27 protein-coding genes are annotated in these 24,487 nt (G+C 33.4%); 20 read left to right on the top strand and 7 right to left on the bottom strand.

Annotated elements, in window-relative coordinates:
* Nucleotides 1-306 precede the first annotated feature (306 nt).
* The 4 genes from AB1282_RS21475 to AB1282_RS21460 all read left to right on the top strand — a co-directional run bounded on the left by AB1282_RS21475 (nucleotide 307) and on the right by AB1282_RS21460 (nucleotide 4,713).
* On the top strand, nucleotides 307-1,008 hold the full coding sequence (locus AB1282_RS21475; protein WP_056466924.1) for a TerC family protein: 702 nt from the start codon (nucleotides 307-309) through the stop codon (nucleotides 1,006-1,008).
* Between the two features lie 287 nt (nucleotides 1,009-1,295).
* On the top strand, nucleotides 1,296-2,477 hold the full coding sequence (gene deoB / locus AB1282_RS21470) for a phosphopentomutase (protein WP_390311493.1): 1,182 nt from the start codon (nucleotides 1,296-1,298) through the stop codon (nucleotides 2,475-2,477).
* A gap of 13 nt (nucleotides 2,478-2,490) precedes the next feature.
* The gene (locus AB1282_RS21465) at nucleotides 2,491-3,309 is read left to right on the top strand and encodes a purine-nucleoside phosphorylase (RefSeq protein WP_056466918.1); all 819 of its coding nucleotides are present in this window, start codon (nucleotides 2,491-2,493) and stop codon (nucleotides 3,307-3,309) included.
* 96 nt (nucleotides 3,310-3,405) lie between these two features.
* Complete coding sequence (locus tag AB1282_RS21460) at nucleotides 3,406-4,713, top strand: pyrimidine-nucleoside phosphorylase (RefSeq protein ID WP_429900350.1); 1,308 nt, start codon at nucleotides 3,406-3,408, stop codon at nucleotides 4,711-4,713.
* Nucleotides 4,714-4,847: 134 nt separating this feature from the next.
* On the opposite strand, the gene AB1282_RS21455 is transcribed toward AB1282_RS21460, so the two are convergent.
* Both AB1282_RS21455 and AB1282_RS21450 read right to left on the bottom strand, forming a co-directional pair.
* On the bottom strand, nucleotides 4,848-5,183 hold the full coding sequence (locus AB1282_RS21455) for a hypothetical protein (RefSeq protein ID WP_429900348.1): 336 nt from the start codon (nucleotides 5,181-5,183) through the stop codon (nucleotides 4,848-4,850).
* A gap of 18 nt (nucleotides 5,184-5,201) precedes the next feature.
* On the bottom strand, nucleotides 5,202-6,479 hold the full coding sequence (locus tag AB1282_RS21450; RefSeq protein WP_429900347.1) for a P-loop domain-containing protein: 1,278 nt from the start codon (nucleotides 6,477-6,479) through the stop codon (nucleotides 5,202-5,204).
* Nucleotides 6,480-7,379: 900 nt separating this feature from the next.
* On the opposite strand from AB1282_RS21450, the gene AB1282_RS21445 reads away from it, so the two are divergent.
* The 4 genes from AB1282_RS21445 (at nucleotide 7,380) to AB1282_RS21430 (ending at nucleotide 10,701) form a co-directional block, all read left to right on the top strand.
* Nucleotides 7,380-8,210, top strand: a complete 831-nt coding sequence (locus tag AB1282_RS21445) for a hypothetical protein (protein ID WP_429900345.1) — start codon at nucleotides 7,380-7,382, stop codon at nucleotides 8,208-8,210.
* A 303-nt stretch (nucleotides 8,211-8,513) separates the two neighbouring features.
* On the top strand, nucleotides 8,514-8,870 hold the full coding sequence (locus tag AB1282_RS21440) for a DUF2500 domain-containing protein (protein ID WP_056466903.1): 357 nt from the start codon (nucleotides 8,514-8,516) through the stop codon (nucleotides 8,868-8,870).
* Nucleotides 8,871-9,099: 229 nt separating this feature from the next.
* The gene (locus tag AB1282_RS21435; protein WP_056466901.1) at nucleotides 9,100-10,044 is read left to right on the top strand and encodes a nucleoside hydrolase; all 945 of its coding nucleotides are present in this window, start codon (nucleotides 9,100-9,102) and stop codon (nucleotides 10,042-10,044) included.
* A gap of 267 nt (nucleotides 10,045-10,311) precedes the next feature.
* Nucleotides 10,312-10,701 (top strand): hypothetical protein, encoded by a 390-nt coding sequence (locus tag AB1282_RS21430; RefSeq protein ID WP_429900343.1) that lies wholly within the window; start codon nucleotides 10,312-10,314, stop codon nucleotides 10,699-10,701.
* A 107-nt stretch (nucleotides 10,702-10,808) separates the two neighbouring features.
* On the opposite strand, the gene AB1282_RS21425 is transcribed toward AB1282_RS21430, so the two are convergent.
* Nucleotides 10,809-11,276 carry a hypothetical protein gene (locus tag AB1282_RS21425; protein WP_429900341.1) on the bottom strand — a complete coding sequence of 156 codons (468 nt, stop codon included), beginning with the start codon at nucleotides 11,274-11,276 and terminating at the stop codon, nucleotides 10,809-10,811.
* Nucleotides 11,277-11,528: 252 nt separating this feature from the next.
* Between AB1282_RS21425 and AB1282_RS21420 the strand changes: the two genes are divergently transcribed.
* On the top strand, nucleotides 11,529-12,827 hold the full coding sequence (locus tag AB1282_RS21420) for an NCS2 family permease (RefSeq protein ID WP_056466895.1): 1,299 nt from the start codon (nucleotides 11,529-11,531) through the stop codon (nucleotides 12,825-12,827).
* 73 nt (nucleotides 12,828-12,900) lie between these two features.
* Here the strand turns inward: AB1282_RS21420 and AB1282_RS21415 are convergent, their stop codons facing one another.
* Genes AB1282_RS21415 through AB1282_RS21405 form a run of 3 tightly spaced genes read right to left on the bottom strand, consistent with a single transcriptional unit; the run spans nucleotide 12,901 to nucleotide 15,155 of the window.
* On the bottom strand, nucleotides 12,901-13,902 hold the full coding sequence (locus AB1282_RS21415; protein ID WP_429900339.1) for an ABC transporter permease subunit: 1,002 nt from the start codon (nucleotides 13,900-13,902) through the stop codon (nucleotides 12,901-12,903).
* A complete protein-coding gene (locus AB1282_RS21410; protein WP_056466889.1) occupies nucleotides 13,895-14,773 on the bottom strand; it encodes an ABC transporter ATP-binding protein in 879 nt (292 codons plus the stop codon). The genes AB1282_RS21415 and AB1282_RS21410 overlap by 8 nt, the downstream gene beginning before the upstream one ends.
* A 1-nt stretch (nucleotide 14,774) precedes the next feature.
* On the bottom strand, nucleotides 14,775-15,155 hold the full coding sequence (locus tag AB1282_RS21405) for a GntR family transcriptional regulator (RefSeq protein ID WP_056467058.1): 381 nt from the start codon (nucleotides 15,153-15,155) through the stop codon (nucleotides 14,775-14,777).
* Nucleotides 15,156-15,350: 195 nt separating this feature from the next.
* On the opposite strand from AB1282_RS21405, the gene AB1282_RS21400 reads away from it, so the two are divergent.
* From AB1282_RS21400 to AB1282_RS21350, 11 genes are all read left to right on the top strand, one after another.
* Nucleotides 15,351-16,514 carry a D-alanyl-D-alanine carboxypeptidase family protein gene (locus AB1282_RS21400; protein WP_056466886.1) on the top strand — a complete coding sequence of 388 codons (1,164 nt, stop codon included), beginning with the start codon at nucleotides 15,351-15,353 and terminating at the stop codon, nucleotides 16,512-16,514.
* 128 nt (nucleotides 16,515-16,642) lie between these two features.
* Entirely contained in the window at nucleotides 16,643-16,993 is a 351-nt protein-coding gene (gene spoIIAA / locus AB1282_RS21395; RefSeq protein ID WP_025672020.1) for an anti-sigma F factor antagonist, read from the top strand.
* Complete coding sequence (gene spoIIAB, locus AB1282_RS21390) at nucleotides 16,993-17,433, top strand: anti-sigma F factor (protein WP_056466884.1); 441 nt, start codon at nucleotides 16,993-16,995, stop codon at nucleotides 17,431-17,433. The genes spoIIAA and spoIIAB overlap by 1 nt, the downstream gene beginning before the upstream one ends.
* A 13-nt stretch (nucleotides 17,434-17,446) precedes the next feature.
* The gene (gene sigF, locus AB1282_RS21385; RefSeq protein ID WP_056466881.1) at nucleotides 17,447-18,202 is read left to right on the top strand and encodes an RNA polymerase sporulation sigma factor SigF; all 756 of its coding nucleotides are present in this window, start codon (nucleotides 17,447-17,449) and stop codon (nucleotides 18,200-18,202) included.
* A 275-nt stretch (nucleotides 18,203-18,477) separates the two neighbouring features.
* On the top strand, nucleotides 18,478-19,101 hold the full coding sequence (locus AB1282_RS21380) for a stage V sporulation protein AA (RefSeq protein WP_056466878.1): 624 nt from the start codon (nucleotides 18,478-18,480) through the stop codon (nucleotides 19,099-19,101).
* Nucleotides 19,094-19,510 carry a stage V sporulation protein AB gene (locus tag AB1282_RS21375; RefSeq protein ID WP_056466874.1) on the top strand — a complete coding sequence of 139 codons (417 nt, stop codon included), beginning with the start codon at nucleotides 19,094-19,096 and terminating at the stop codon, nucleotides 19,508-19,510. Before AB1282_RS21380 ends, AB1282_RS21375 begins: the two co-directional genes overlap by 8 nt.
* A 12-nt stretch (nucleotides 19,511-19,522) precedes the next feature.
* Nucleotides 19,523-19,975 (top strand): stage V sporulation protein AC, encoded by a 453-nt coding sequence (gene spoVAC, locus AB1282_RS21370; RefSeq protein ID WP_056466871.1) that lies wholly within the window; start codon nucleotides 19,523-19,525, stop codon nucleotides 19,973-19,975.
* 13 nt (nucleotides 19,976-19,988) lie between these two features.
* Nucleotides 19,989-20,996 (top strand): stage V sporulation protein AD, encoded by a 1,008-nt coding sequence (gene spoVAD / locus AB1282_RS21365; RefSeq protein WP_056466869.1) that lies wholly within the window; start codon nucleotides 19,989-19,991, stop codon nucleotides 20,994-20,996.
* Between the two features lie 11 nt (nucleotides 20,997-21,007).
* Nucleotides 21,008-21,358: a stage V sporulation protein AE gene (gene spoVAE, locus AB1282_RS21360; protein WP_056466865.1), complete on the top strand. Its 351-nt coding sequence runs from the start codon at nucleotides 21,008-21,010 to the stop codon at nucleotides 21,356-21,358.
* Nucleotides 21,359-21,361: 3 nt separating this feature from the next.
* Nucleotides 21,362-21,925 carry a stage V sporulation protein AE gene (locus AB1282_RS21355; RefSeq protein ID WP_049819788.1) on the top strand — a complete coding sequence of 188 codons (564 nt, stop codon included), beginning with the start codon at nucleotides 21,362-21,364 and terminating at the stop codon, nucleotides 21,923-21,925.
* Between the two features lie 56 nt (nucleotides 21,926-21,981).
* Complete coding sequence (locus AB1282_RS21350) at nucleotides 21,982-23,382, top strand: spore germination protein (RefSeq protein ID WP_082459356.1); 1,401 nt, start codon at nucleotides 21,982-21,984, stop codon at nucleotides 23,380-23,382.
* Between the two features lie 248 nt (nucleotides 23,383-23,630).
* On the opposite strand, the gene AB1282_RS21345 is transcribed toward AB1282_RS21350, so the two are convergent.
* The gene (locus tag AB1282_RS21345) at nucleotides 23,631-24,464 is read right to left on the bottom strand and encodes a DUF1002 domain-containing protein (protein WP_390311558.1); all 834 of its coding nucleotides are present in this window, start codon (nucleotides 24,462-24,464) and stop codon (nucleotides 23,631-23,633) included.
* Nucleotides 24,465-24,487 lie beyond the last annotated feature (23 nt).

Raw genomic sequence — 24,487 nt, 5'->3', positions numbered from 1 at the left:
AAATAAAAGATAAAACTTATAATTAAAAACCGGTTAAAAATCTATTGACATAATGGACTAGCTAGAATACTATTATATTATTAATAAACAATCGAATACTCCAAAGGGGAGTAGCGTCAGGAGAGATTCTGAAACAAAGTCGTCATTACATGAGAAGAAATTCTCATCGGCTTTGTTGGCATACATATGTGTGCTCAGCAAGACCTTTGCCGTAGAACTACAACTATTGGCAAAGGTCTTTTTATTTTGTAGTCACGGGTACAGGTTGTTTAATTAAAAATAGTAGTTTCATAAGGGGGAATAGTCATGGATTTATTTGACGGATTAAGTATTGGCGTACTATTGAATGTAATTTTTATCGACCTGTTATTAAGTGGTGACAATGCTATTCTAATCGCATTAGCAGCGAAAAACTTACCAGCAGACCAAAAGAAAAAAGCAGTTTTATTTGGTACATTAGGTGCAATTGGACTACGTATCGTATTTGCAGCAGTAATCGTGTATTTATTAAAAATTCCTTTTATTTATGCAATCGGTGGTTTAATGTTATTATGGATTGCTTTTAAATTATTAGTCGATGACTCTGGACACGGCGAAGTTAAAAGTGGTGCAACATTATGGGGAGCAGTTAGAACAATCATCATTGCTGATGCGTTAATGAGTCTTGATAATGTTTTAGCTTTAGCTGGTGTATCACATGGTAGCTTAGTTGCAATCGTAATTGGGATTTTAATTTCAATTCCAATTATTGTTGGCGGAAGCTCATTATTAATGAAAATTATGAACAAATACCCAATAATTACAACAATTGGTTCAGGTATCTTAGCTTGGACGGCAGCTGGAATGATTACTCATGAAAAAATGATTCACGATGCTTTTGATAATTCTGCAATTGCTTTAGCTTTCAAAATTGTCATGACTGCAATCGTAATTGGAGCTGGTACAATTGTTTCTAGAAGAAAAGCACAAAAACATCAAGTTGCAAATACAGAAAATCAAACCGCATAATACTTTAAAAGGCCCAGCTAAAAAAGCTTGGGCTTTTTCTTTTTGCATTATGTATGGAAGAGTGTAATTTTACATATCATCATTATTAGCAACTTAATAAAAAAGAATGTATTTATGAATTATTTATGTCAATTTATTATGATTCTGGGGAAATATAGTATCAATAGACACAAATTGGAAAATATATTTCTTGAAAAGAATTAGGACAATAAGTATACTTTAGTTGTCAGACATCTGACGCTAGCATTTAAGTTTAAGTTTGTTTCGATGAGTTAGGAGGAAAACAAATGAATAGAAAATTTAATAGAGTGTTCCTCGTTGTTATGGATTCTGTAGGAATTGGAGAAGCTCCAGATGCAGAAAAATTTAATGATGTTGGTTCAGATACACTAGGCCATATTGCTGAAGAAATGAATGGATTACATATGCCGAACATGGCAAAACTAGGTTTAAGTAATATAAGAGAATTGAAAGGGGTTCCAAAGGCCGATAAGCCACTTGCTTATTATACAAAAATGGAAGAGTCATCAGTCGGAAAAGATACAATGACTGGACATTGGGAAATCATGGGACTTCACATTGATAAACCATTTAAAGTTTTTGCTGATGGATTCCCTAAAGAATTAATAAGCGAATTAGAAACCCATTTTGATCGTAAAATAATTGGGAATAAACCTGCTTCAGGAACTGAGATCTTAGTTGAACTTGGTGAACAGCATATGAAAACAGGCGATTTAATCGTTTATACGTCTGCTGATTCTGTTTTACAAATTGCAGCTCATGAAGAAGTTGTTCCTTTAGAAGATTTATATCGTTATTGTGAAATTGCACGTAAATTAACATTAGATGATCCATACATGATTGGGCGTGTGATTGCGAGACCATTTGTTGGTGAACCTGGAAACTTTAAACGTACACCAAATCGTCATGACTATGCATTAAAACCATTTGGACGTACTGTTATGAATGAGTTAAAAGATGCGAATTTAGATGTGATTTCAATCGGTAAAATTGCTGATATCTTCGATGGTGAAGGAATTACGAAAGCATTACGTACTGTTTCTAATATGGATGGTATGGATAAATTAGTTGAAACACTAAAAATGGACTTCACAGGTATTAGCTTCCTAAATTTAGTTGATTTTGATGCTGTATACGGTCATAGAAGAGATCCGCTAGGTTACGGTAAAGCATTAGAAGAATATGATGCACGATTACCAGAAGTATTTGATTTATTAAAAGAAGATGATTTATTGATGATTACTGCCGATCATGGAAACGATCCGACTTATACTGGTACAGACCATACAAGAGAATATGTTCCGTTATTAGTTTATAGTAAACAGTTTTCAGAAGGTAAAGAATTAGAAATTCCAAAAACGTTTGCCGATATTGGAGCAACTATTGCAGAAAACTTTAAAGTTACAATGCCATCACATGGATCAAGTTTTTTTGAAAAATTGAAATAAGGTGGAGTTACATATGAATAAAGAAAATATTGATAAAGCCGCTGAATTTATTAAAAGTAAAGTTGACAGACAGCCTAAAATTGGATTGATTTTAGGATCTGGCTTAGGAATTCTTGTTGATGAAATTGAAAACCAAGAAAAAATTCCGTATCATACAATTCCTGAATATCCAACATCAACAGTTGAAGGACATGAAGGACAACTAGTCTTTGGTACGATACATGGTATTGAAGTAGTAGCAATGCAAGGAAGAGTACACTACTACGAAGGTTATAGCATGGAAAAAGTTACATTCCCTGTTCGCATCATGAAAGAACTAGGTGTTGAAAAATTAATCGTAACGAATGCTGCAGGTGGAGTTAATACTTCATACGAACCTGGTGATTTAATGTTAATTACAGACCATATTAATTTTACTGGTACTAGTCCACTAATTGGACCAAATAACCCAGAGCTAGGTGTTCGTTTTGTCGATATGTCTTATCCGTATGACCGTGAATTAAGAGAACTTGCAAAAAGTGCTGCTAGTGAAGTAGATGTAAAACTTCAAGAAGGAGTTTACGCTGCACTGACAGGACCATCTTATGAAACACCAGCTGAAATTCGCATGTTTAGAACATTAGGTGCTGATGCAGTAGGGATGTCAACTGTATCTGAAGTAATTGTGGCACGTCATGCTGAATTAAGAGTACTTGGTATTTCTTGTATTTCAAACATGGCAGCGGGAATTTTAGATCAACCTCTAAACCATGAAGAAGTAATTGAAACAACCCAAAGAGTAAGAGCTTCATTTTTATCTTTAGTAAAAGAGATTATTCGTAAAATCGGTTAATTCAAAAGTTAACGAAAATATAAAGGACTTCTACATTATGTGGAAGTCACTTTTCATTAGAAGTAATATACACAAATCAGAAAGAGGCGTTTCAAAATGAGAATGGTAGATTTAATTGAACAAAAACGTGACGGAAAAACATTAACAACTGAAGAAGTTAATTTTGTAATCAAAGGTTTCACAGATGGAAGTGTACCTGATTATCAAATGAGTGCTTTTGCAATGGCAGTTTTCTTAAAGGGAATGACTGAGAAAGAATACAGTGATTTAACAATGGCTATGGTACACTCTGGTGATACAATTGATCTTTCAAATATTGAAGGAATCAAAGTAGATAAGCATTCAACTGGTGGAGTAGGTGATACAACTACACTTGTATTAGGTCCATTAGTAGCTTCTTTAGATATTCCAGTAGCAAAAATGAGCGGACGTGGTTTAGGTCACACTGGTGGTACAATTGATAAATTAGAAGCTGTAGAAGGTTTCCATGTTGAATTAACAGAAGAAGAATTTACAAAACAAGTAAATGATATTAAATTAGCTGTTATCGGACAAACTGGAGATTTAACACCTGCTGACAAAAAGTTATATGCACTACGTGATGTAACAGCAACTGTTAACTCAATCCCATTAATTTCAAGTTCAATTATGAGTAAAAAAATTGCTGCTGGTGCAGACGCAATTGTTTTAGATGTTAAAACAGGTGCAGGCGCATTTATGAAAGATATTGATGATGCACGCGATTTAGCTAAAGCGATGGTTAAGATTGGAAACAACGTTGGAAGACATACAGTTGCAGTAATTTCTGATATGAGCCAACCATTAGGTTTTGCGATTGGTAATGCATTAGAAGTGAAAGAAGCAATTGACACACTTAAAGGTGAAGGTCCAAAAGATTTAGAAGAATTATGTTTAGTATTAGGTAGTCAAATGGTTGTATTAGCTAAAAAAGCTGCAACAATTGAAGAAGCAAGAGCTAAACTTCTAGAAAACATGAAAAACGGAAAAGCTTTAGAAGTATTTAAAGCATTCTTAGTAGCTCAAGGTGGAGACGGTTCAGTAGTAGATGATCCATCAAAATTACCTCAAGCTAAATATGTAAAAGAAGTAGTAGCGAAGCAAGACGGTTATGTTTCACAAATCGTAGCTGATGCTGTTGGAACAGCTGCTATGAAATTAGGTGCTGGACGTGCAACAAAAGAATCAGTTATTGACTTAGCTGTTGGATTAATGCTAAACAAAAAAGTAGGCGAAGCAGTTAAAAAAGGCGATTCATTAGTTACTGTTTATTCAAGCACAGAAGATATTAGTGAAGTTGAAAAAGACTTACTAGAAAACATTAAAATTTCTGCTGAAAAAGTAGAAGAACCTACATTAGTTTATGATTTAATTATGGAAGCTTAAGTATTTTTAAAAGCTATTCTCACAAGATGAGAATAGCTTTTTTATATTGTTCACTTGTTGGTTTCTGAGACTTTTCAATGCAATTTTTTAACTTTACTATTTGATTATCAAGATAATTAATATTTATGTCGTAATTAGAGATGTTCAGATGGCTCAGGTTGAATAAAATTCAAATGTTTCATCCGGTTTATGACAGATAATACTTCATTAATTCTAGGTAATTCAAGCCATCTTTCGAAACCAGGAAAAAAGGAAGAAAATACAATATCCACTCCTTCTTTCTCCATTTCTTCAAGTTCTTTTTTGATCTTTTCATGAAGAAAGATGGTGCGATCCTGATTCCTTATAGCTATTTTTCGAATTAAAAAGGCAATCGCTGCAAGCTGTGCGTGTGATGTGATATTGTAAAGCCCTCTAATATCAATTTGTTCATCACCGATCATCATATATCCCATCGTTGAAACGATCAACTTCTCTGTACCACTGCCCTATGGATAGCTCGAAAAGTGATCGGTAGTTATATTTCTTTCTATCTCCCATTTTGTATGGGGGATTCGCTCTCGGGGTATTTCGAGTTCACATAAATTTTTTGCTTCCTCTGTTACGTTTTTTGGCACAAAATTGTCCATTAGGATGATTTGATCGGCTACGGCTAAAAATTCACTGCTCCCTCCAATAACAAGAATAGAAGATACGCCAACAGCCTCATGTAGCTCCTTTACACGTTCTGTAAATGGTGTAATGGGTTCGCGCTTGATTAATGAACGCATTTTGTTGTCTTGAATCATAAAATTGGTCGCACTTCTGTCTTCATCAATAAGAAGAAGCTTACACCCGTAGTTAATTGCCTCCATAATATTTGCAGCTTGAGATGTGGAACCCGAGGCGTAGTCAGTCGAAAACAATTCAGCCGAATTATGGGGTATCCATTTTATGAAAGGCGTAATATTGATATTTTTTATGGAGCGGCCTTCCTCTGCAGAGATTTCCATTGCACTTTGATCTGTTATCACAAATTCTCGTCCGTCGCCTTTGATGTGATTGTAAATCCCAGAATTTAGTGCATCCAGCAAAGTGCTTTTACCCGAATAACCACCGCCGGTAATGACCGTCACGCCATGTTTTATACCCATTCCCCGCATACCACAAATTTCTACTTCAACATCTTCCGGGGATGTAAAAGGCAAGGCATCCTCTAGTGGGCCGCTATTGTCTTTATTTCTTGGCAAAATGCTGCCATTCCCAATAAACGCACAATAACCACTAGATTTTAGCCATTCGCGAATCATATTTTGTTTTTTTGTCAATTCAAAAGCAGCATTTAATTTGATGAGATCAAACTTAGCAATAAATTTCTCCACTTCTTTTAGAAGCATTTTGCAGAGCATGCGCATTGCTTTATTATTATCCTTGAATGGAAGTTGAACTGTAATCATTATACATAAATACCATTTTCCTGAGATGACTTCGACAAATGATGCATTACGTTGCATCAACACATTGGTTGGACGAAAACAATAAAAAGCACCGTTTTCTTTATCAGAACGTGACCGGTTATAAATCCCTTCATTTAATGCCTCAATATGATCAACCCATTCTCTTAATGCAAAATCCGAGAGAACAATTTGATTCATATTTTCATCTAAGCCGAGACGGTCAAAAGGTATTTGTATGGTGATACAAGGTTTATCTTGTGTGAGTTTATGCGTCCTTTCAATGTAGTAGGCAACTTCATTATTCCAATAGGTTGGGTCTTCGTAAATCATACTATATGATGACTGTCCGGATTGTAATGAGCGAAAATATTGAGCTAGTCTTTTAATAAAGCATCATCCTTTCATATTTGGAAAGCTGTGAATAAAGGAATTTAATTTCCTAAGTTGAAACGATAGCTAGATTAGGTGGTCCCTTATCCTTTGGAACAAGGTAATGACTAATCGGTTCGGTCCCTAATCTCCTAGTAGCCTGTTCAAACATAAACCTGCACTTTTTGAAATTTTCCGTGGAAAATGCATTCCATCCTAAGTAATTCAATAAATATCCCCCTAATAGAGTTCATATCAATTTGTATGATAATCGATTAAATCCTTATCAATTTCAAAATAAAACCAATTTTGTTGCCTTGACCAACCTTTTGGCCCAAAAAAATAACAGCCACTCAGTAAGTGGCTGTCATAGAATAGATCGGCAAGAAAGCTTGAACGGTCCTTCTGCCTAAAAATATAAAAGCCCTGAGAGTGAATCCTACCCTCAGAGCTTAATTAATGTATTTATATAAAAATAACAAACTAAATAGCAATATGAGGATAAGACATATATTTTTTTGTTTTCATTGTTATCCTCACCTCATTACGATTTATTTTTACAGCAACACAATCCTAACATTAATTGAACCTTTTGACAAGAGGTGCATCGCATATTGTTTTTTTTGCAAAAAAATGCTGGACTATATTCTTTACAACCTGACGTTGAGTTGAACAACCTTTAAGTTGCTTCGGTAGCTTTTTGATATTCAACTAAATAGCAGATGCATAAGAATAGTTCAATTTTTGTGTCAAAAAGGCGAAATTACCCCAAATTACAGTAGCAGTTCTATACTGTATAATTATTTTTATGGGAGTAACTGGAAATTTGGTTAAACAAAATTAATAATAGGAGTCCATAGTATGAAAAATAAGAAACGATTTTTTTCTCTTTTTATATTAATAGTTGTTGTATCTTCAATTCTATTATATAAGCACCAAACTGGTGCTGAAACTGTAAAGGTAAAAGTAGGACATTCAAATAAGTTCACTAAGGACGAAATAAATGCAGCAGTAAGTACTGTAAAAGAAAAATTCAAAGGTTATAAGGGATGTACACTGACGGATCTATGGTATTCAGAAAAAGATTCTCTTGCGATCACGAAAGATTATATGAATAATGGTGGCGGTTATGAAACGGTTGTAGGCGATAAAAATGTAATTGTTTTGCTTTCTAACTTTAAAGTCGATTCTTCTGGTGGTGATGGAAGTTGGAAGCCTAAATCAACTCAGACTAGATATACTTGGACTTTAATAAGAAATAGTGAAAAGGGAAAATGGAGAGTTGAACAAGCGGAAGATAATTATACTGATGCTGATCATGTAAAAGTAAGAATAGGACAATCTAAAAAGTTAACGAAGGACGATATAATCACTGCGTTTGATACCGTCAAGAAAGAATTCAAGAAAGATGAAAATAATGAAGGATGCACAATTACAGAACTACACTATTCAGAGTTTCAAGCAATCGATGCAGATACAATTGAAGCTTATATGGAAAATAAAAATGCCATTGTTATCTTTTCTACCATTAAAACCGCTCCTACAGTTGTTGGTGGTTGGGATGCAAATAAAACGATGGATAATTTTAGTTGGACGCTGGTTAGAGATAGTAAAAAAGGAAAATGGAGAGTTAAAGATGCGGGATATGCATTAGATATTAATTCATTCTTTTTAACCAATGCAATGCTTTAGTTTAACAGGAATCTACTATTCAAGTAGTCTTTTTATTGTACTACATGGTAGATTAGTAGAATAAGGATAATTTTGGAGTAGGAATCTTATTGATGTCTTTTGTGTATACAAGAGAACGGTACAAAAAAGAGAATGAGGAAGTAATTCCCTGTTTGTATAGATGGTCTCCATTTATTACACTGGTATGTTGCAAAAGGAATTATCATTTTTATAACATTATTTTTTATTATTTTTCCTATATTAAACTACTTATAAAATTTATATACCTAAATTTATTCTATTCAACTTGCTAGGAGGGGTAAAATGTTTGAAGGTGAAGATTTTATGTTTACGTTTGGTCCAATTTTCATTGGTATTAGTTTTGTAATTGTTATATCCATTGTTTTATTTTCAATAATAAAAGGAGTTACACAATGGAATAAAAATAACAACTCACCAAAATTAAATGTAAAAGCGAAAGCTATAACTAAAAGAACAGCAGTACATGGTGGCAGGGAACATTCGTCATATAGTAATTATTTTGTAACGTTCGAAGTAGAAAGTGGAGATCGGTTAGAATTCCAGGTTAAGGATACTGAATACGGAATGATTGTTGAAGGTGATGATGGAGAACTTACATTTCAAGGCACAAGATATCAAAGTTTTATTAGAAGTAGATAAATTCAATTAAATAAAAAAGTGTTATGAATATCATGAAAAATTGAATTGTTAAAAAATGAAATTATATAAATCCCGATGAATGAAATATATGGGGATATAAAAAACATCCTATAGTGAAAATATAGGATGTTTTTTATACTTTTCAAATAGATAACTACATACCATTATATCAAAGGAATAAATAATAAAAAAAATGTTCCAAAGTTTTGATATAAAGGGAGCTAAGCTGATGGGAAAGAAAGTGTTATTCTTCGGAGATGTAGGAATTGATGATGCGATTGCTTTGGTTTATGCAAGATTAACAGAAGATATTAATATAATTGGGATTGTGGCGGATTACGGCAATGTTTCTAAAAAAGAAACGACTAGGAATGTTCGTTTTTTACTTAAAAGGTCAGGAAAAGAATATATTAAAGTCTATGGTGGTGCTGAGAAACCAATGACGGGAGAAATCCCAACCTATTACCTTGATATACATGGTCCGTTTGGTTTAGGCCCAATCGATCCAGGTTTAAAGTTAGAGAACTTAGAAAACTTTTATGAAGTTATCAAGTTGATTGAGCAGTATAAGGACGAACTAATTATTGTGAATACTGGGAGGTTAACCTCGCTAGCCACCTTATTTATCTTATACGAAGATCTGATGAAAACTGTGAATTCTTACTATATCATGGGTGGCGCATTTCTATATCCTGGAAATGTTACACCAATTGCAGAAGCGAATTTTCATGGAGATCCGATCGCAGCTAATATCGTTATGAAATATGTAAAAGGTGCATATATTTTTCCATTAAATGTAACACAAAATGCCATAGTTACTCCTGCAATGGCCAATTATATTCATTCTAAAGGGAAAACTGATCTTGTAAAACCACTATTAGATTATTATTATTTTAACTTTTATCAAAAGCAGGTACCGGGCATAAAGGGGAGTCCAGTTCATGATGCAGTAACTCTCATGGCAGTCATTCGAAGCGATCTATTTAAATTCTATCAATCTGCTGTTGTCATTGATTCAACAGGTGTAGCTAGAGGTCAAAGTATTGCAGATTTTCGAGTAACAAATACTCCTGAGAAATTTGATGGAAGAGAGCAACAACATATTGCAATAGGGTTAGATTATGAAGGGTTTTATAAGGATTTTATGTCGATTATGACTGGGGAGAAATTCTAGCTTAAAAATTTAATAGAGAAAATTTATTTGATTCAAACTTTAGAGGTTCGATATAGGATTGTTGAAGTTCATAAAACTGCTTAATTGCAGTTTTTTTTGTTTTATTAAATGGTAGTTTTTCATTTGGATTTTTAAATACACAAAAGTAATTTTCGTTATAAAAACTTATTTCTCTCTATAATTCAGCCTGAGGGCGTATTAAATAAATTTTACAAGTCGGTATAATTAATTTAACGTAATTTAAATCTAGCAAAGGAGGAAAGAAAGTTGAAAAAGTTTAATCCGTTCTTTCTTATTGGGATATTAATGCTGATTTTAGGGGGGATTTGGGCTTATCAGATGAATAAAATTGGAGCAATTGAATGGTTGTTGTTACTCTCGGGAATCATTATGGGTATCTTAACAGGGATCATTCAAGGGTGGGCAATCACTCGTGAAAAACGAGGGGAAATCGGTTCTGGAAAAAGGAAGCTCTGGGTGATTGGATCAATCATTATATTAATTTCACTGAAAGTTTCTTTAAATATTTTAATTCCATCGTATTTAGCATTGAGTGAAAGTGGAATATGGTTATCTATAATATTTGCTATTGGAGGTCTACTCTTGGGACGATCTCTTTTTACTATCTTTGGGAAGTTGAACGTAACAGCTACATAATTTCAATTCCTTAGTAGGATATCAAGGAATGAAGAGTAAAAAAATAAACCCCACCATTTTATGGAAGGGGTTGTTTGATTTTGTTTATTGTAAAATTTAAATCTCTTTTAAATACTTAAACTTCCAAATAACATAAGTACGAAAATGATATATGGAAAGAGGATTAAAAACCATATAAACGGCTTTTTCCACGTATCGAGTTTTTCATAGATCGCTATAGTGATTAATAAGATAACCCCTATTGGGATTAATAGAAAGCCATACATGTCAGTGAATGAAAATCTCTGTAAAATAAAGGGTAAAAACAATAAGCCGATACAGCTAATAAGCTTAAATACTGTACCTTTATTGATTATCAATTTAGTAATAATAGATGTAATCAGTATGATGGCAATAAAATATAATAACAAATAGATTGTAAAATAAAAGGATCCTGATAATTCCCTACCAGCCCCAGTACCATCGGCGTCAGTAGACATTCCAAATAAAAAAAACAACATTGGAAAGATAATGGGACTTGTAACTAGCAATGTAAAACCAATTGCTGCAGACACTTTCTTAAATAGTTCTTTCAAAATAAACACTCCTAATATAATTCTCTAGTTTTATCTTACGAAATGAAACTAAAAAAATATATAGGAGTTGCTCAACTAATTGGGATCCTAGGCACTGTTTTCGTTGCAATCCTGATTTGTCAAAAAGTTTTTATAAATGAAACACTAAAGAAAATTATTTTCTTGTTTAATTATTTGATTAAATTTAGTATAATTGTAATCGTGCCTTGTTGCATGGGTGGGAGAGGGAGACACTAAAAGAGAGGAATTTCTTTGAAAAATTTATTGAACAAACAGTTTAATCTTGAAGGTAGCGGTACGACCATTAAAACGGAGTTAATTGCAGGTGCAGTTTCTTTTTTAACACTTGTCTATATTTTATCCGTTAATAGTACAATTTTGCATGATGCAGGTATACCGTTCCAAGGTGCAATGATTGCCACAATTCTGTCAGCTTTTTTTGGAAGCGTTATGATGGGATTATGGAGTAATTCACCTTTAGTATTAGTTCCAGGAATGGGCATCAACGCATTGTTTACTTATACTATGGTTGGAGAAATGGGAATGAATTGGAAAGAAGCACTTGCTGTTGTATTCGTAAGTGGAATCTTATTATCAATTTTATCATTCACAAAATTAATTAAGAAATTAACAACTGCTATTCCATTATCACTAAAAAGTGCAATTACAGTTGGAATTGGATTTTTCTTAACATTTATCGGTCTTCAAGCTGGTGGGATTGTTGTAAAAAATGAAAGTACGTTTGTATCCATCGCGAATTTTACAAACATGGATGTTTTAGCAACAGTTATTACACTAGGTATTGCGATTTATCTTTTTATTAAAAATGTACCTGCAAACTTTTTAATTACGGTTATTTTAGGTACAATCATTTCATTCATTTTACATGGTGGAATTGAAAAAGCACATGATACATCGAGAATAACAATGAAATCTGCTAGTGAGGTTGTCGGACAACTGACCTTTGCTCATATATTGAGTTTTCCATTTTGGATTGCAGTATTTTCGTTAACGATGGTTGTATTATTTGAATCAATCGGTATTATTCATGGTCAATTAAGCATGATAAACCAAGAGCATAAGCAACAAAAGGTTGTTCAAGGAACTGCGTTTGGTATTATTTTATCCGGTTTACTTGGAACTAGTCCAACAGTTATTGCTGTTGAAGGTAGTGCAGGTATCAGTTCTGGTGGTAGAACAGGTCTTACTTCTGTTGTAACTGGATTTTTATTTTTAGGTTGTTTACTCTTTATGCCATTAATAGCATATATTCCAACATCTGCGATTGCACCAATCTTAATCATAATCGGTTCATTAATGGTTAAACACATTACAGATATTCAATTGGATGATCCTACTGAGGCAATACCTGCCTTCTTAATTTTAGCATTCATCCCTTTAACATATAGTATTATTGACGGAATTGCATTCGGTTTTATTGCTTATCCATTAGTTAAAATGGCAGCAGGTAAGAAAACTGAAATCACACCATATATGGTGGCAATTTCAGCATTATTCTTTGTACGTTTCGCATTGAATTTTATCACATAAAAAAAAGCGCTGATTTCTCTACTGAGAAACAGCGCTTTTTATTTTGGTGTTTTATGAATTTTTTTGAAAAACATTAATCAAAAAATTTATTTAATCGTTTATAGAAGAAATAGCCAACAACGGTACCTATTATTAATCCAATCACGTAAATAATCGTGTTATTTCCATTTGCAATTGTAGATGTTAGTAAAGCGATTAATGTTGCTGTAAGATATACAAATAATCCGTTTACGAAAAACCCGAATTTTTTATATACGAATAATTTGCCATTATTGACATTCGCATGTCTGTTATAACATAATAACCCGATTATTAAAAATGCAACGATATAAAGGATAATGATCGTTAAATTTCCATAGTCTATAGTTGGATAATCAACGATTTGTTCATTAAAATCCTTTGAAATTGATAGTTGGCCAGCTAGATATGGAATAGACCAACTAGTAATCAGTTTTTCAAAGCTATTACCAGTTAATTTATAGTTAAAGAGGCCATTTAAATTTGAATAGATACTAAAATAGATAATACTAGGTGAGAAAATCGTAAAAATAGTGAAAAGTGTTTGTGAAAAATAATGACCAGTAATTGTTCCAATCGATAGACCAATAGTAAAAAAAGCAATCGTAAATAGGAAAATGACAGTAAAAATAGTTACAAATGATGAAGCATCAATATATTTGTGAAGATTAGTATTGTAATGGATTAATAGAGTTAAAATAATTAATCCAACAGTCGCCATAAAAATATGAGCAATTCCAAACATCCATTTTGATAAATAAAGTTGTCTCGGTGAGTATGGAAGTGAAAATTGAAAATCAATTCCTCCTGTATTACGGCCAATTCCGATCAATAAGATACTTAGGATTAATACAATAATCGGTGAAATAACTGCTAGCATACTAAAGTCAGTTATATAAAGGTACGGATTACTCGGATTTGTTAGTAATGCTCGATTTAATTCATCCGTATTATTGTAATAGCTAAATGGAAGAATAATCAGGTAGACAAGATATAATAAAATAAGTGCAAGCCTAGATTGTTTAGAATTTATTAGCCACAATGCTTTACTAAACATATAAGTCCCCTCCATCGTTTATGAAAAATAAATCCTCTAAAGTCAATGGAAGTTCTTCTAAAAGAAGCGGATTTTCATTTTCCATTCGTTTTATATATTCGTCTTTATTTCCATTAATAATGATAATTGCTACTTTGCCGGTTTTTGAGAATACAGAAATAGATGGGTCTTCTTCCAATATTTTAGGTAAGCCATTTTCAAATGCTACTTGTAATTTATAAAATTGATTCGTACTTTCTTCCATTGTAGAGATTGAATTAATTCTTCCGTCCTTAATAAATAAATATTGATCAATTATTTTCTCAAGCTCAGCAAGATGATGTGATGAAATAATAACTCCAACTGATTCTGTGCTTGCATATTCAATTATTAATTGCAAAACAGTCCGTTTAACGACTGGGTCTAAACCGTTAGTCGGTTCGTCTAAAATGACATATTTTGCATTAGTCGAAAAGGTTAATAATAAATAGATCAGTGTTTTCATCCCTTTAGAGTATTTACGTAGAGATGTATTAGGTAACTTATATTTATTTAATGCTTCTAAAAATTTGTGTTTATTGAAGTTTGGATATGAATTTTCATAGATCGTAATAAGTTCTTTCACACTATATTGATTAATGAAATTTGTAGAATCACTCATATATGCAATTTGTCTTCTAGTAATTGGTGATTCGTTAATCTCTTCATCATCAATTAGTATTGAGCCTTCGTCTGGAGATAAAATGCCAACGATCGTCCTTAAAAGAGTCGTTTTACCAGCTCCATTTCTACCGATTAAGCCTGTGATTTTACCTTTTTCGATTTGAAAGTTTAGATTTTTTAATACTTCCTGTTCATCGAGTTTTTTATTTAAATGATGGATTTTCAGCAAACTATTCAGCTCCTTTATTAGAATAAAACTCTTTTACCCAATTCATTATTTCTTCCACTTCAACGCCATCTGTTAAACAATCAATTAATAAATTGGACAGTTTATTTTTATATTTTAAAAGGGTGTCTGTTGAAACAGTCTCTTTCGTTAAACCAATTACGAATGTTCCTTTACCCCTTATCGTTTCGATGACGCCAGTGCGCTCTAGTTCTTGATAGGCTCTACTAACAGTATTTGGATTAATTACCAATGTGGTTGCTAATTCACGTACGGAAGGAAGTTTATCTCCATTTACCAAAATCTTTCTTAGCATCTGCTCTTTTGTTTGTAGAACAATTTGCTCCCAAAGCGGTAAATGGCTTCTTGGGTCTAAAATAATAATCAAGAGATCACCACCTCAAATGTTTTCTTAAGTGTATGGAGTGTATTAAGTGTATGAGTATAATTAATACACTTTACTTATATCATATGTTCTCATGTATGTAAATAGTTCCATTCTTTCTAATATTTTCTTCTGTACTTGATTAAACTACTTATATTTGGAAAAAATATGTATGAAAAGAATGGAGGGTTATAGATGAAAAGGGTATTACTAACTCTTTTAAGTAGTGTTATGATCTTTTCTTTATCACTACCTAAAGTAGATGCAAGAGAGACACAAAATAATGATGTAAGTTTGGCAAAAAATGCATTATCTTCTGTAATTATTGAACAAGATACTGGCAAAATCTTATATGAAAAAGATGCTAGAAAAGAGCTTCCACCAGCAAGTATGACTAAGATCATGACAATGCTTATTATTATGGAAGAAATCAATAAAGGAAAACTCAGGCTGGATGATAAAGTAATGACAAGTGAACATGCTGCGTCAATGGGCGGATCACAAATCTTTTTAGAACCTGGCGAAGAGATGACTGTAAAAGAAATGTTAAAAGGGATTGCAATCGCATCGGGAAATGATGCATCAGTTGCAATGGCAGAGAAAATTGCAGGTACAGAAGAGGCATTTGTCGCTTTAATGAATAAAAAAGTAAAACAGTTAGGATTAAAAAATACACATTTTGAAAATCCAACTGGGTTACCTGCACCTGGTCATTATTCATCAGCGTATGATATGGCAATCATGGGAAGAGAGCTTTTAAAATATCCATTAATCACAAAATTTACTGGTACTTATGAAGATTACTTGAGAAAAGATACTGAAAAACAATTTTGGTTAGTTAATACGAATAAACTAGTTCGTTTTTATCCAGGAGCAGATGGATTGAAAACTGGATTTACTGCAGAAGCAAAATATTGTTTAACAGCAACTGCTAAGAAGAACAACATGCGAGTAGTTAGCGTAATTATGGGTGCGCCTACTTCTAAAGAAAGAAATGCACAAATGACAAATATGCTTGATTATGCATTTAATCAATATCAAGTAAAGCAATTAATTAAACAAGGTGAGAATATCGAAAGACTTAGTATTAGCAAAGGTAAGTCTAAAGGTGTAAATGTTATCACAAAAAGCCCAGTTTCAGTTGTATTGAAGAAGGGTGAGGCGCTGAATAAAATTACGAAAGATATTAAGCTTAACAAAAATATTCAAGCACCAATTAAAAAAGGGGAAGTTGTCGGAGTTTTAGTCTTAAAACAAGGTAGTAAAGTTTTATCTAAAACAGACTTAGTGGCGAATAAATCGGTAAGTAAAGCGAATTGGTATGATTTATTTAAGCGTACTGTTGGTGGATTTAACTGATTTTTTCCGACTAATTTCGAGTATTCCTAAAAGATTTGGCGTTTTCCCACTAGTTTTGTCATGCATGAAGGAATTCGGTTTAGTTTTAACGAAACTTTCAATAACCGTCAAATAAGGAGGTTATTGTAGTGAGTCTTAATATTGAACTTGAAGTGAAAAATGCAATCCTTTGTGTAAGACTAGCAGGGGAACTAGATCATCACACTGCTGAGGATTTACGTTTACAAGTAAATGAGGTATTAGAGTCACGGACTATCAAACATATTTTATTAAATCTTGAGCATTTAACATTTATGGATAGTTCTGGTTTAGGTGTCATTTTAGGTAGATATAAAGTTATTCGAAATAAAGGTGGAGAAATGGTTGTATGCTCAATTTCTCCATCAATTAAGCGGTTATTTGATATGTCTGGTTTATTTAAGATCGTTCATTTAGCTGATGATGAGTCAAATGGACTTAATGTATTGGGGGTGGCATAATGCGAAATGAGATGAACCTTCAATTTTCTGCATTAAGTCAAAATGAATCATTTGCTCGTGTAACTGTAGCTGCATTTATTACTCAGCTAGATCCTACTTTAGATGAATTAACTGAAATTAAAACTGTAGTATCTGAGGCTGTTACAAATGCGATTATTCATGGGTATGAAAATAATCCTGAAGGGATCGTATTCATTTCAGTTTTACTTGAAGATCAGACAGTAACTTTAACAATTCGAGATGAAGGAATTGGTATTTCTGATTTAGATGAAGCAATGCAACCTTTATATACTTCAAAACCAGATTTAGAAAGATCCGGCATGGGATTTACGATTATGGAGAATTTCATGGATCAATGTGAAGTTGTGTCCACTATTAATGTTGGTACAACGATTACGGTTAAAAAGTACTTATCAAATAGCAATGTTTTAAGTAATTAAGGAGAATCCGCCTATGGACGTAGAAGTCAAGCAAGATCAACCCCGTGCGCAGTTAAAGGATCATGAATTAAAAGAGTTAATTAAGCGTAGTCAGGCTGGAGATCAATTGGCTAGAGACAGCATCGTCGGGCACAACATGAGACTGGTATGGTCAGTTGTTCAGCGCTTTATTAACCGTGGATATGAACCAGATGATTTATTTCAGATTGGTTGTATCGGTTTATTGAAATCGGTAGATAAATTTGATTTATCTTATGATGTGCGATTTTCTACATACGCTGTTCCAATGATTATCGGAGAAATCCAACGATTTATTCGAGACGATGGAACAGTTAAAGTGAGTCGTTCATTAAAGGAAACGAATAATAAAATTCGAAAAGCAAAAGAAGAATTAAGTAAAACGCTTGGAAGAATGCCTACAATTAACGAGATTGCTACTCATATGGAAATTACACCAGAGGATGTTGTACTTGCGCAAGAAGCTAGTAGAGCTCCTTCATCAATTCATGAAACGGTGTATGAAAATGATGGGGATCCAATTACATTGTTAGATCAAATTGCTGATAACCATGAAACAAATTGGTTTGAAAAATTTGCATTAAAAGAAGCGATAAAACAATTAGATGATCGAGAGCGATTAATTGTCTATTTAAGATACTATAAAGATCAAACTCAATCAGAAGTTGCTGAACGATTAGGAATTTCTCAAGTGCAAGTATCAAGACTAGAGAAAAAAATTCTCCAACAAATGAAAGACAAAATTAAATAAAATCATAGCTAAAAAAGCTGAAGAATCGTATTGAATTCAAAACGATTTTTCAGCTTTTTTATTTTGTCTTTTTACTATAAACTCCTGTTTCAAATATAGATGAAACATCTCCAAATTCGACTACCTAATGCTTTTTTTGATCGGGATGACGCCTAACATTTCCTGTTTTTACTTACCAAACTACTTAGTTCAATCTTCCTGGACTTATATTTTTGGGAAGTTTTCACATACTAGTTGTAATTGAATTCATAAAGCTTTGAAACTGAGGGGAAAGTATGAATAAGGTGTTATATATTAAGTTACTTAATCGGATCGTTGTACAAGTAGGTAAACGTGTACATCTAGAAGAGATTGCACGATTACAAGGGATTAATGTTGATTTAGCCCAAATTAAAAAAATCATTGTACATGAATCAAAAAAGGAGGATGGTACACATACAGTTATTGATATTCTCGATCTTTTGCCATTAATTCAAGAAATTGAACCTGATATTTCGTTTGAGCTCGTTGGAGTGACGATGTGCATAATAGAACTTAAAAATGAAGTTTCAAAGGATCGTTTCTTTCTGTTTTGTTTCGTTTGGATCCTGTTATTTACGGGTTCTTCATTAGCAATCATTTATTTCCATGAAGATGTAAGCATGCAGCAGGTTCAACAACGAATTTACTATATGATTACAGGAGAACATAATCATAAACCTTTATTACTTCAAGTACCATATTCTTTTGGACTAGGAATTGGGATGATTTTATTTTTTAATCAATGGTTTAAGACTAGATTAAACGAAGAGCCGAGCCCTCTTGAAGTAGAAATGTTTCAGTATCAACGCTCAATGGATGAATATGTGTTAGTAAACGAAAATAAAAAGCCAAACAAAAGTGTAAATACCGATGATTAGAGATTTGTTTATAGTGTTTGTAGGGTTTTCGGGAGGTATAGCTGTTGGTACGGGCTTTGTAGCATTTTTATCGGTTATTGGAATTATTCCGAGACTAACACAGTTAACAAAAACGATTAAAAAAATTCGTGCATATGAGTTTTCAGTCATTTTAGGAGCAATTTTTGGTTGCTGGATTAGTTTACGAAATACCGTATTTAATTTGCCGAATATATTTTCAGTTTTTATTGGGCTGTTAGCAGGTATTTTTATTGGAATGTTAGCTGCCGCATTAACTGAGGTTTTAAACGTTTTTCCAATTTTAGCGAAACGAATTGGCATTCAAAAGAAAATTGTGTACTTATTAATGGCGATCGCACTAGGTAAAGTTTTTGGTTCGTTATTTCATTGGATTTATTTTATAGAGTAAAGGATGGATGAAATGAGTGGGAAATTAAAAGCTAATTATAAAGAGAATATCAAACCATACCAACCAAAAAAGCCGGTATTAAAAAATTGTATTAAAGCATTTTTAGTTGGGGGATTTATCTGTTTTTTAGGTGAGTGTATTACAAAAATCTATATAAACTATTTTAACTTTACTGATAAAAATGTCGGTGATCCAACAGTAGCTACACTTGTTTTAATTTCTAGCTTACTTACAGGGTTAGGTATATATGACAAAATTGGCCAATTTGCAGGTGCAGGATCCGCTGTTCCTGTAACAGGCTTTGCCAACTCTATGACGAGTGCTGCTATGGAACATAGAAGTGAAGGTCTAGTTCTAGGGGTTGCAACAAATATGTTTAAACTAGCTGGTTGTGTAATTGTTTATGGAGTTGTTTCGGCATACGTCGTCGGAATGATACGATACGCATTTAAAGTATTCTTATAGGAGGTGAGTACATATGGCTTTAGTCGGTAAACAAACTTGGGAGTTTCAAAATGGTGTTTATGTCCAAGCATCTGGAACCGCTGTAGGACCAAGAGAAAACTTGGGACTGTTAGCTGGCAAATTTGATTATGCTTATGAAGATCTTCACTGTGGTGAAGATAATTGGGAATTAGCAGAAAGAGCATTAATGAGAAATGCAGTTTCAGTTGCATTAAAAAAAGCAAACAAAAACGTCGAAGATATCGATGTATTTTTAGCAGGTGATTTATTAAATCAAAATGTTACTGCGAACTTTATGGCAAGAGAATTGCAACTTCCTTTTTTATGTATGTTTGGAGCATGCTCAACTTCAATGGAAACGGCTGCACTCGGTGCACAGTTAATCGATAGTGGTTATGCAAAAATGGCACTGGCAGCAACAAGTAGCCATAATGCTACTGCTGAAAGACAATATAGATATCCTACAGAATATGGTGGACAAAAACCTGATTCGGCAACTTTTACAGTAACTGGTGCGGGAAGTGTTCTCCTTTCCAATAAAAAAAGCAAAATAAAAGTAAAATGCGCCACAATAGGTACAGTTCAGGATTTAGGTTTGACAGATCCATTCGACATGGGTTCTGCGATGGCACCAGCAGCAGCTTATACAATCGTGCAACACTTTAAAGATACAAATACAACACCTAATGATTATGATTTTATCGTAACTGGAGATCTTTCAGCTGTTGGTGCACCAATTTGCGAACAACTTGTTAGAGAAGAAGGATATGATATGGCAGGGAAATACAATGATTGTGGATTGCTAATCTATGATCGAGAAAATCAGGAAGTTTTTGCTGGTGGAAGTGGCTGTGCTTGTTCAGCGGTCGTAACATATGGTCATTTATTTCAAGAGTTAAATAAAGGTACTTATAAACGGATTTTGGTAGCAGCAACCGGCGCTCTTTTAAGCCCAACAATGATTCAACAGAAAGAATCAATTCCAACTATTTCACATGCTGTCGTTTTCGAAAGCTGTTAGGAGGTGTTCAGATGGATTTTGTTAATGCTTTTATAGTAGGAGGTTTAATTTGTGTAGTAGGCCAGTTACTTTTTGATTTCACAAAGTTAACACCAGGGCATGTAATGTGTATTTTTGTTGTAATTGGTTCAATTTTAGATGGGTTTGGCATTTACGATAAGCTTATAAAATTTGCTGGTGCGGGTGCAACCGTTCCAATTACTAGTTTTGGTCATTCTTTATTACACGGAGCGATGGCAGAAGCAAATGACCACGGCTTTATAGGTATTGGAATGGGGATCTTTTCACTAACTTCATCTGGCATTTCGGCAGCAATTTTATTCTCATTTATAATTGCTCTAATTTTTAAGCCAAAAGGTTAACTTATGAAAAAGAAAAGGATCATTATCGTAACCGACGGAGATGTATATGCACATCGGAGTATTGAGTATTTGGCAAAACAATTTGGCGGATGCACAATATCACAATCGAAAGGTAATCCCACTAAATTCTCTGGAAAGAGAATGGTTGAAATCATTATGCAAGCACAAAAAGAACCAGTATTTGTATTGTTTGATGACAGTGGCTTTATGGGAGAAGGTCCTGGAGAAAAGGCTTTAAAATATGTAGCGAGTGATAAACATATTGAAGTTATTGCTGCATTAGCAGTAGCATCAAATACACATCATCAAGAATGGACAAAAGTAGATGTAAGCATTGATAACGAAGGGAATTTAACTGAATACGGTGTCGATAAGTATGGAGTTCCTGATATTGAAATCGGAAGAATAAATGGAGACACCGTTTATAATTTAGATCAACTAAATATCCCCTTCATTTTAGGGATCGGTGATATTGGAAAAATGGGTGGGAGAGATGATATTGAAATCGGCTCACCTATTACACGAAAAGCAATTGAATATATCCTCGAGAGGAGTGAACTCCAGTGACCACGAAAAAAGAGCCAACTAAACTAACAAATAAACTAGTTACAAATGCTTATACAATAAGTGATCGAATAGGTTATGGAGTAAGTTTTGATATCGGAAAACGTGTGATTTTTGTAAATAAAGTTGAAGTTAATCTATATTATGTAAACGGATTAACGGATACAAGCTTTATTCAAAGATTTTTAGACGACTTAATCGGGCTAGAAAAAGTCGAGAAAAATAAATCGATGTTTAAAAATATTGAGGATACGATTGTCCATCAATCTGTAGAGATTGTTTTAACATTTGAAGATGTTATAAAGAAAGTATTATCTGGTTTGATTGTAGTACTAGTTGACGGAGAAGATAAAGGGCTTGCAGTCGATGTTAGGAGCTATCCTGGGCGTGGACCAACTGAACCAGATACCGAACGAGTAGTACGTGGTTCGCGAGATGGTTTTACTGAAAACATTATTAATAATACTGGGCTAATAAGAAGACGTATTCGCGATGAAAATTTAAGAAATGAAATTCTTCAAGTAGGTGAAAGTTCAAAGACTGATGTTTGTTTATCGTATATAGAAGGTTTAGCACACGCGGAACTTGTTACAGAAATTCGAGATCGAATTACAGGTATTCACGTTGATGGTCTTACAATGTCAGATAAGAAATTAGAGGAATTTATATTAAAGCAAGGGTATAATCCGTTTCCTTTAGTTAGATATTCAGAAAGACCTGACGTCGTTGCAAACCACATACTTGAAGGACATGTATGTATTATCGTGGATACATCTCCGAGCGTAATCATTACGCCGGCAACATATTACCACCATATGCAACATGCAGAAGAGTTCAGACAAACTCCTTCTGTCGGAACATTCCTTCGATGGTGTCGTTATATGGGGATTTTTATGTCAGTCTTTTTATTACCATTTTGGTTACTATTATGTAATTATCCAGAGGTATTACCAAAATCATTAAGTTATATAGGACCAAAAGAAACAAGTAATATTCCAATTTATTTACAATTAATTATTGCTGATTTGGGGATTGAATTCCTCAGAATGGCAAGTATACATACACCAAATGCAGTTTCCACCTCGATGGGTATTATTGCAGCAGTATTAATTGGACAAGTCGCAATTGATGTGGGTCTTTTCCAACCAGAAGTAGTCTTATATACGGCTGTGTCAATGATTGGATCATATGCTACCCCTAGTTATGAGCTAGCACTTGCAAATAAATTAGCCAAGTTTGGAATCTTAATTTTAACAGCAATATTAGGTGTTAAAGGCTTTATGATTGGTTCGACATTATTCATTCTGTTTTTAGCAAGCCTGAATACTTTAAATACACCTTATTTTTGGCCATTTATTCCATTCGATGGCAGAGCATTTTGGCACTTAGTTGTCCGTACAAAAGCTAGTGAAAGTCAACATAAAAAAGGTGGAAAAACAATCGGTGATGCTACCATTTGATTTGTTGACTTAAGAATAAAGGAAGGGGGCTGTCTCAGGAGTCAGATCAACTGACAAATAAGCGCCCTCATTTTAATTTTAAAAAATGTACTAGTGCTAGTGAGGTATCTCAACAGCACTTTTTATTTGTTTTGATAATTATTTGCAGCCAACGATTTATTTGCAATATTTCATCTTTTATTTGTAGCTTGAATTTTAACATCAAAAAAACCCAGTTACTTTTTTAAGTAACCGGGTTTCTTTCATAATTATTTAAATAATGAAACAATCGCATCAAATAATGCAGAGAAGAAATCTTTAAGTTTTTCAATAAAAGATTGGCCTTCTTTAGAATTTAGATAATCTGAGATTTTATTTTTAGCTTTTGTTAATTGGTTTCCTACTTGATCCCAGTTAATATTTAAATCTTTCATTTTTTCAAATAAATTCATCAAACTAGCTTTTTGATCAGCAGTTAATGTAATTCCAAGATCCTTTGCTAATCGATCAATTAATGATTTTAATTCATCGGTTGACATGTTTGGATTTTTAGCTAGCTCTTCTTTCACTTTAGTGACAAGTTGTACAGCTTTTTCATTACCTACTGAATCACCAAGTTCGGCAGTTTTAACCATTTCTTCATTTGCTACTTTTTTAACATCATCAGGTATAACTTGACCAGAACTTAGCTCATAAGCCTTCATAATCCCAGTTAAAGCAGCTGTACCAGAGACTTGAAATGGTGCAGTAATTACAATATTTGCATCCTTTAATCCAGCAGTGATTAAAGCATTTGTATACATTGAGTTAGTAACCCATGAAATATTATTTGATTGAACGACGATGCCTGTATTTTTTTCACCAATTGTAATCATAGCAGATGAAAGAGCTCGAGTACCGATTTGAGCACTAGGCACAGTACCATCTAAATATTTATGCTCCTCTTGATTTGAAACAGTCACAATTCTAGCATCAGATGGCGCACCCATTTCAGCTAATAATGATTTCTTTTGCGTTTCAGATAAATTTTGCCCAAGAGTAACAATCGTTTCACCCGGAACAGCATCAGCAAATACCGATAAAGGCATAGCTACTAATCCCATTGATATGGTGAACGCTAATAACT

This window comes from Gottfriedia sp. S16(2024), from assembly GCF_050473765.1.
Classification (GTDB): Bacteria; Bacillota; Bacilli; order Bacillales; family Bacillaceae_G; genus Gottfriedia.
Note: the sequence above shows the minus strand (reverse complement) of the source record. Positions and strands in the feature narration are given on the sequence as shown.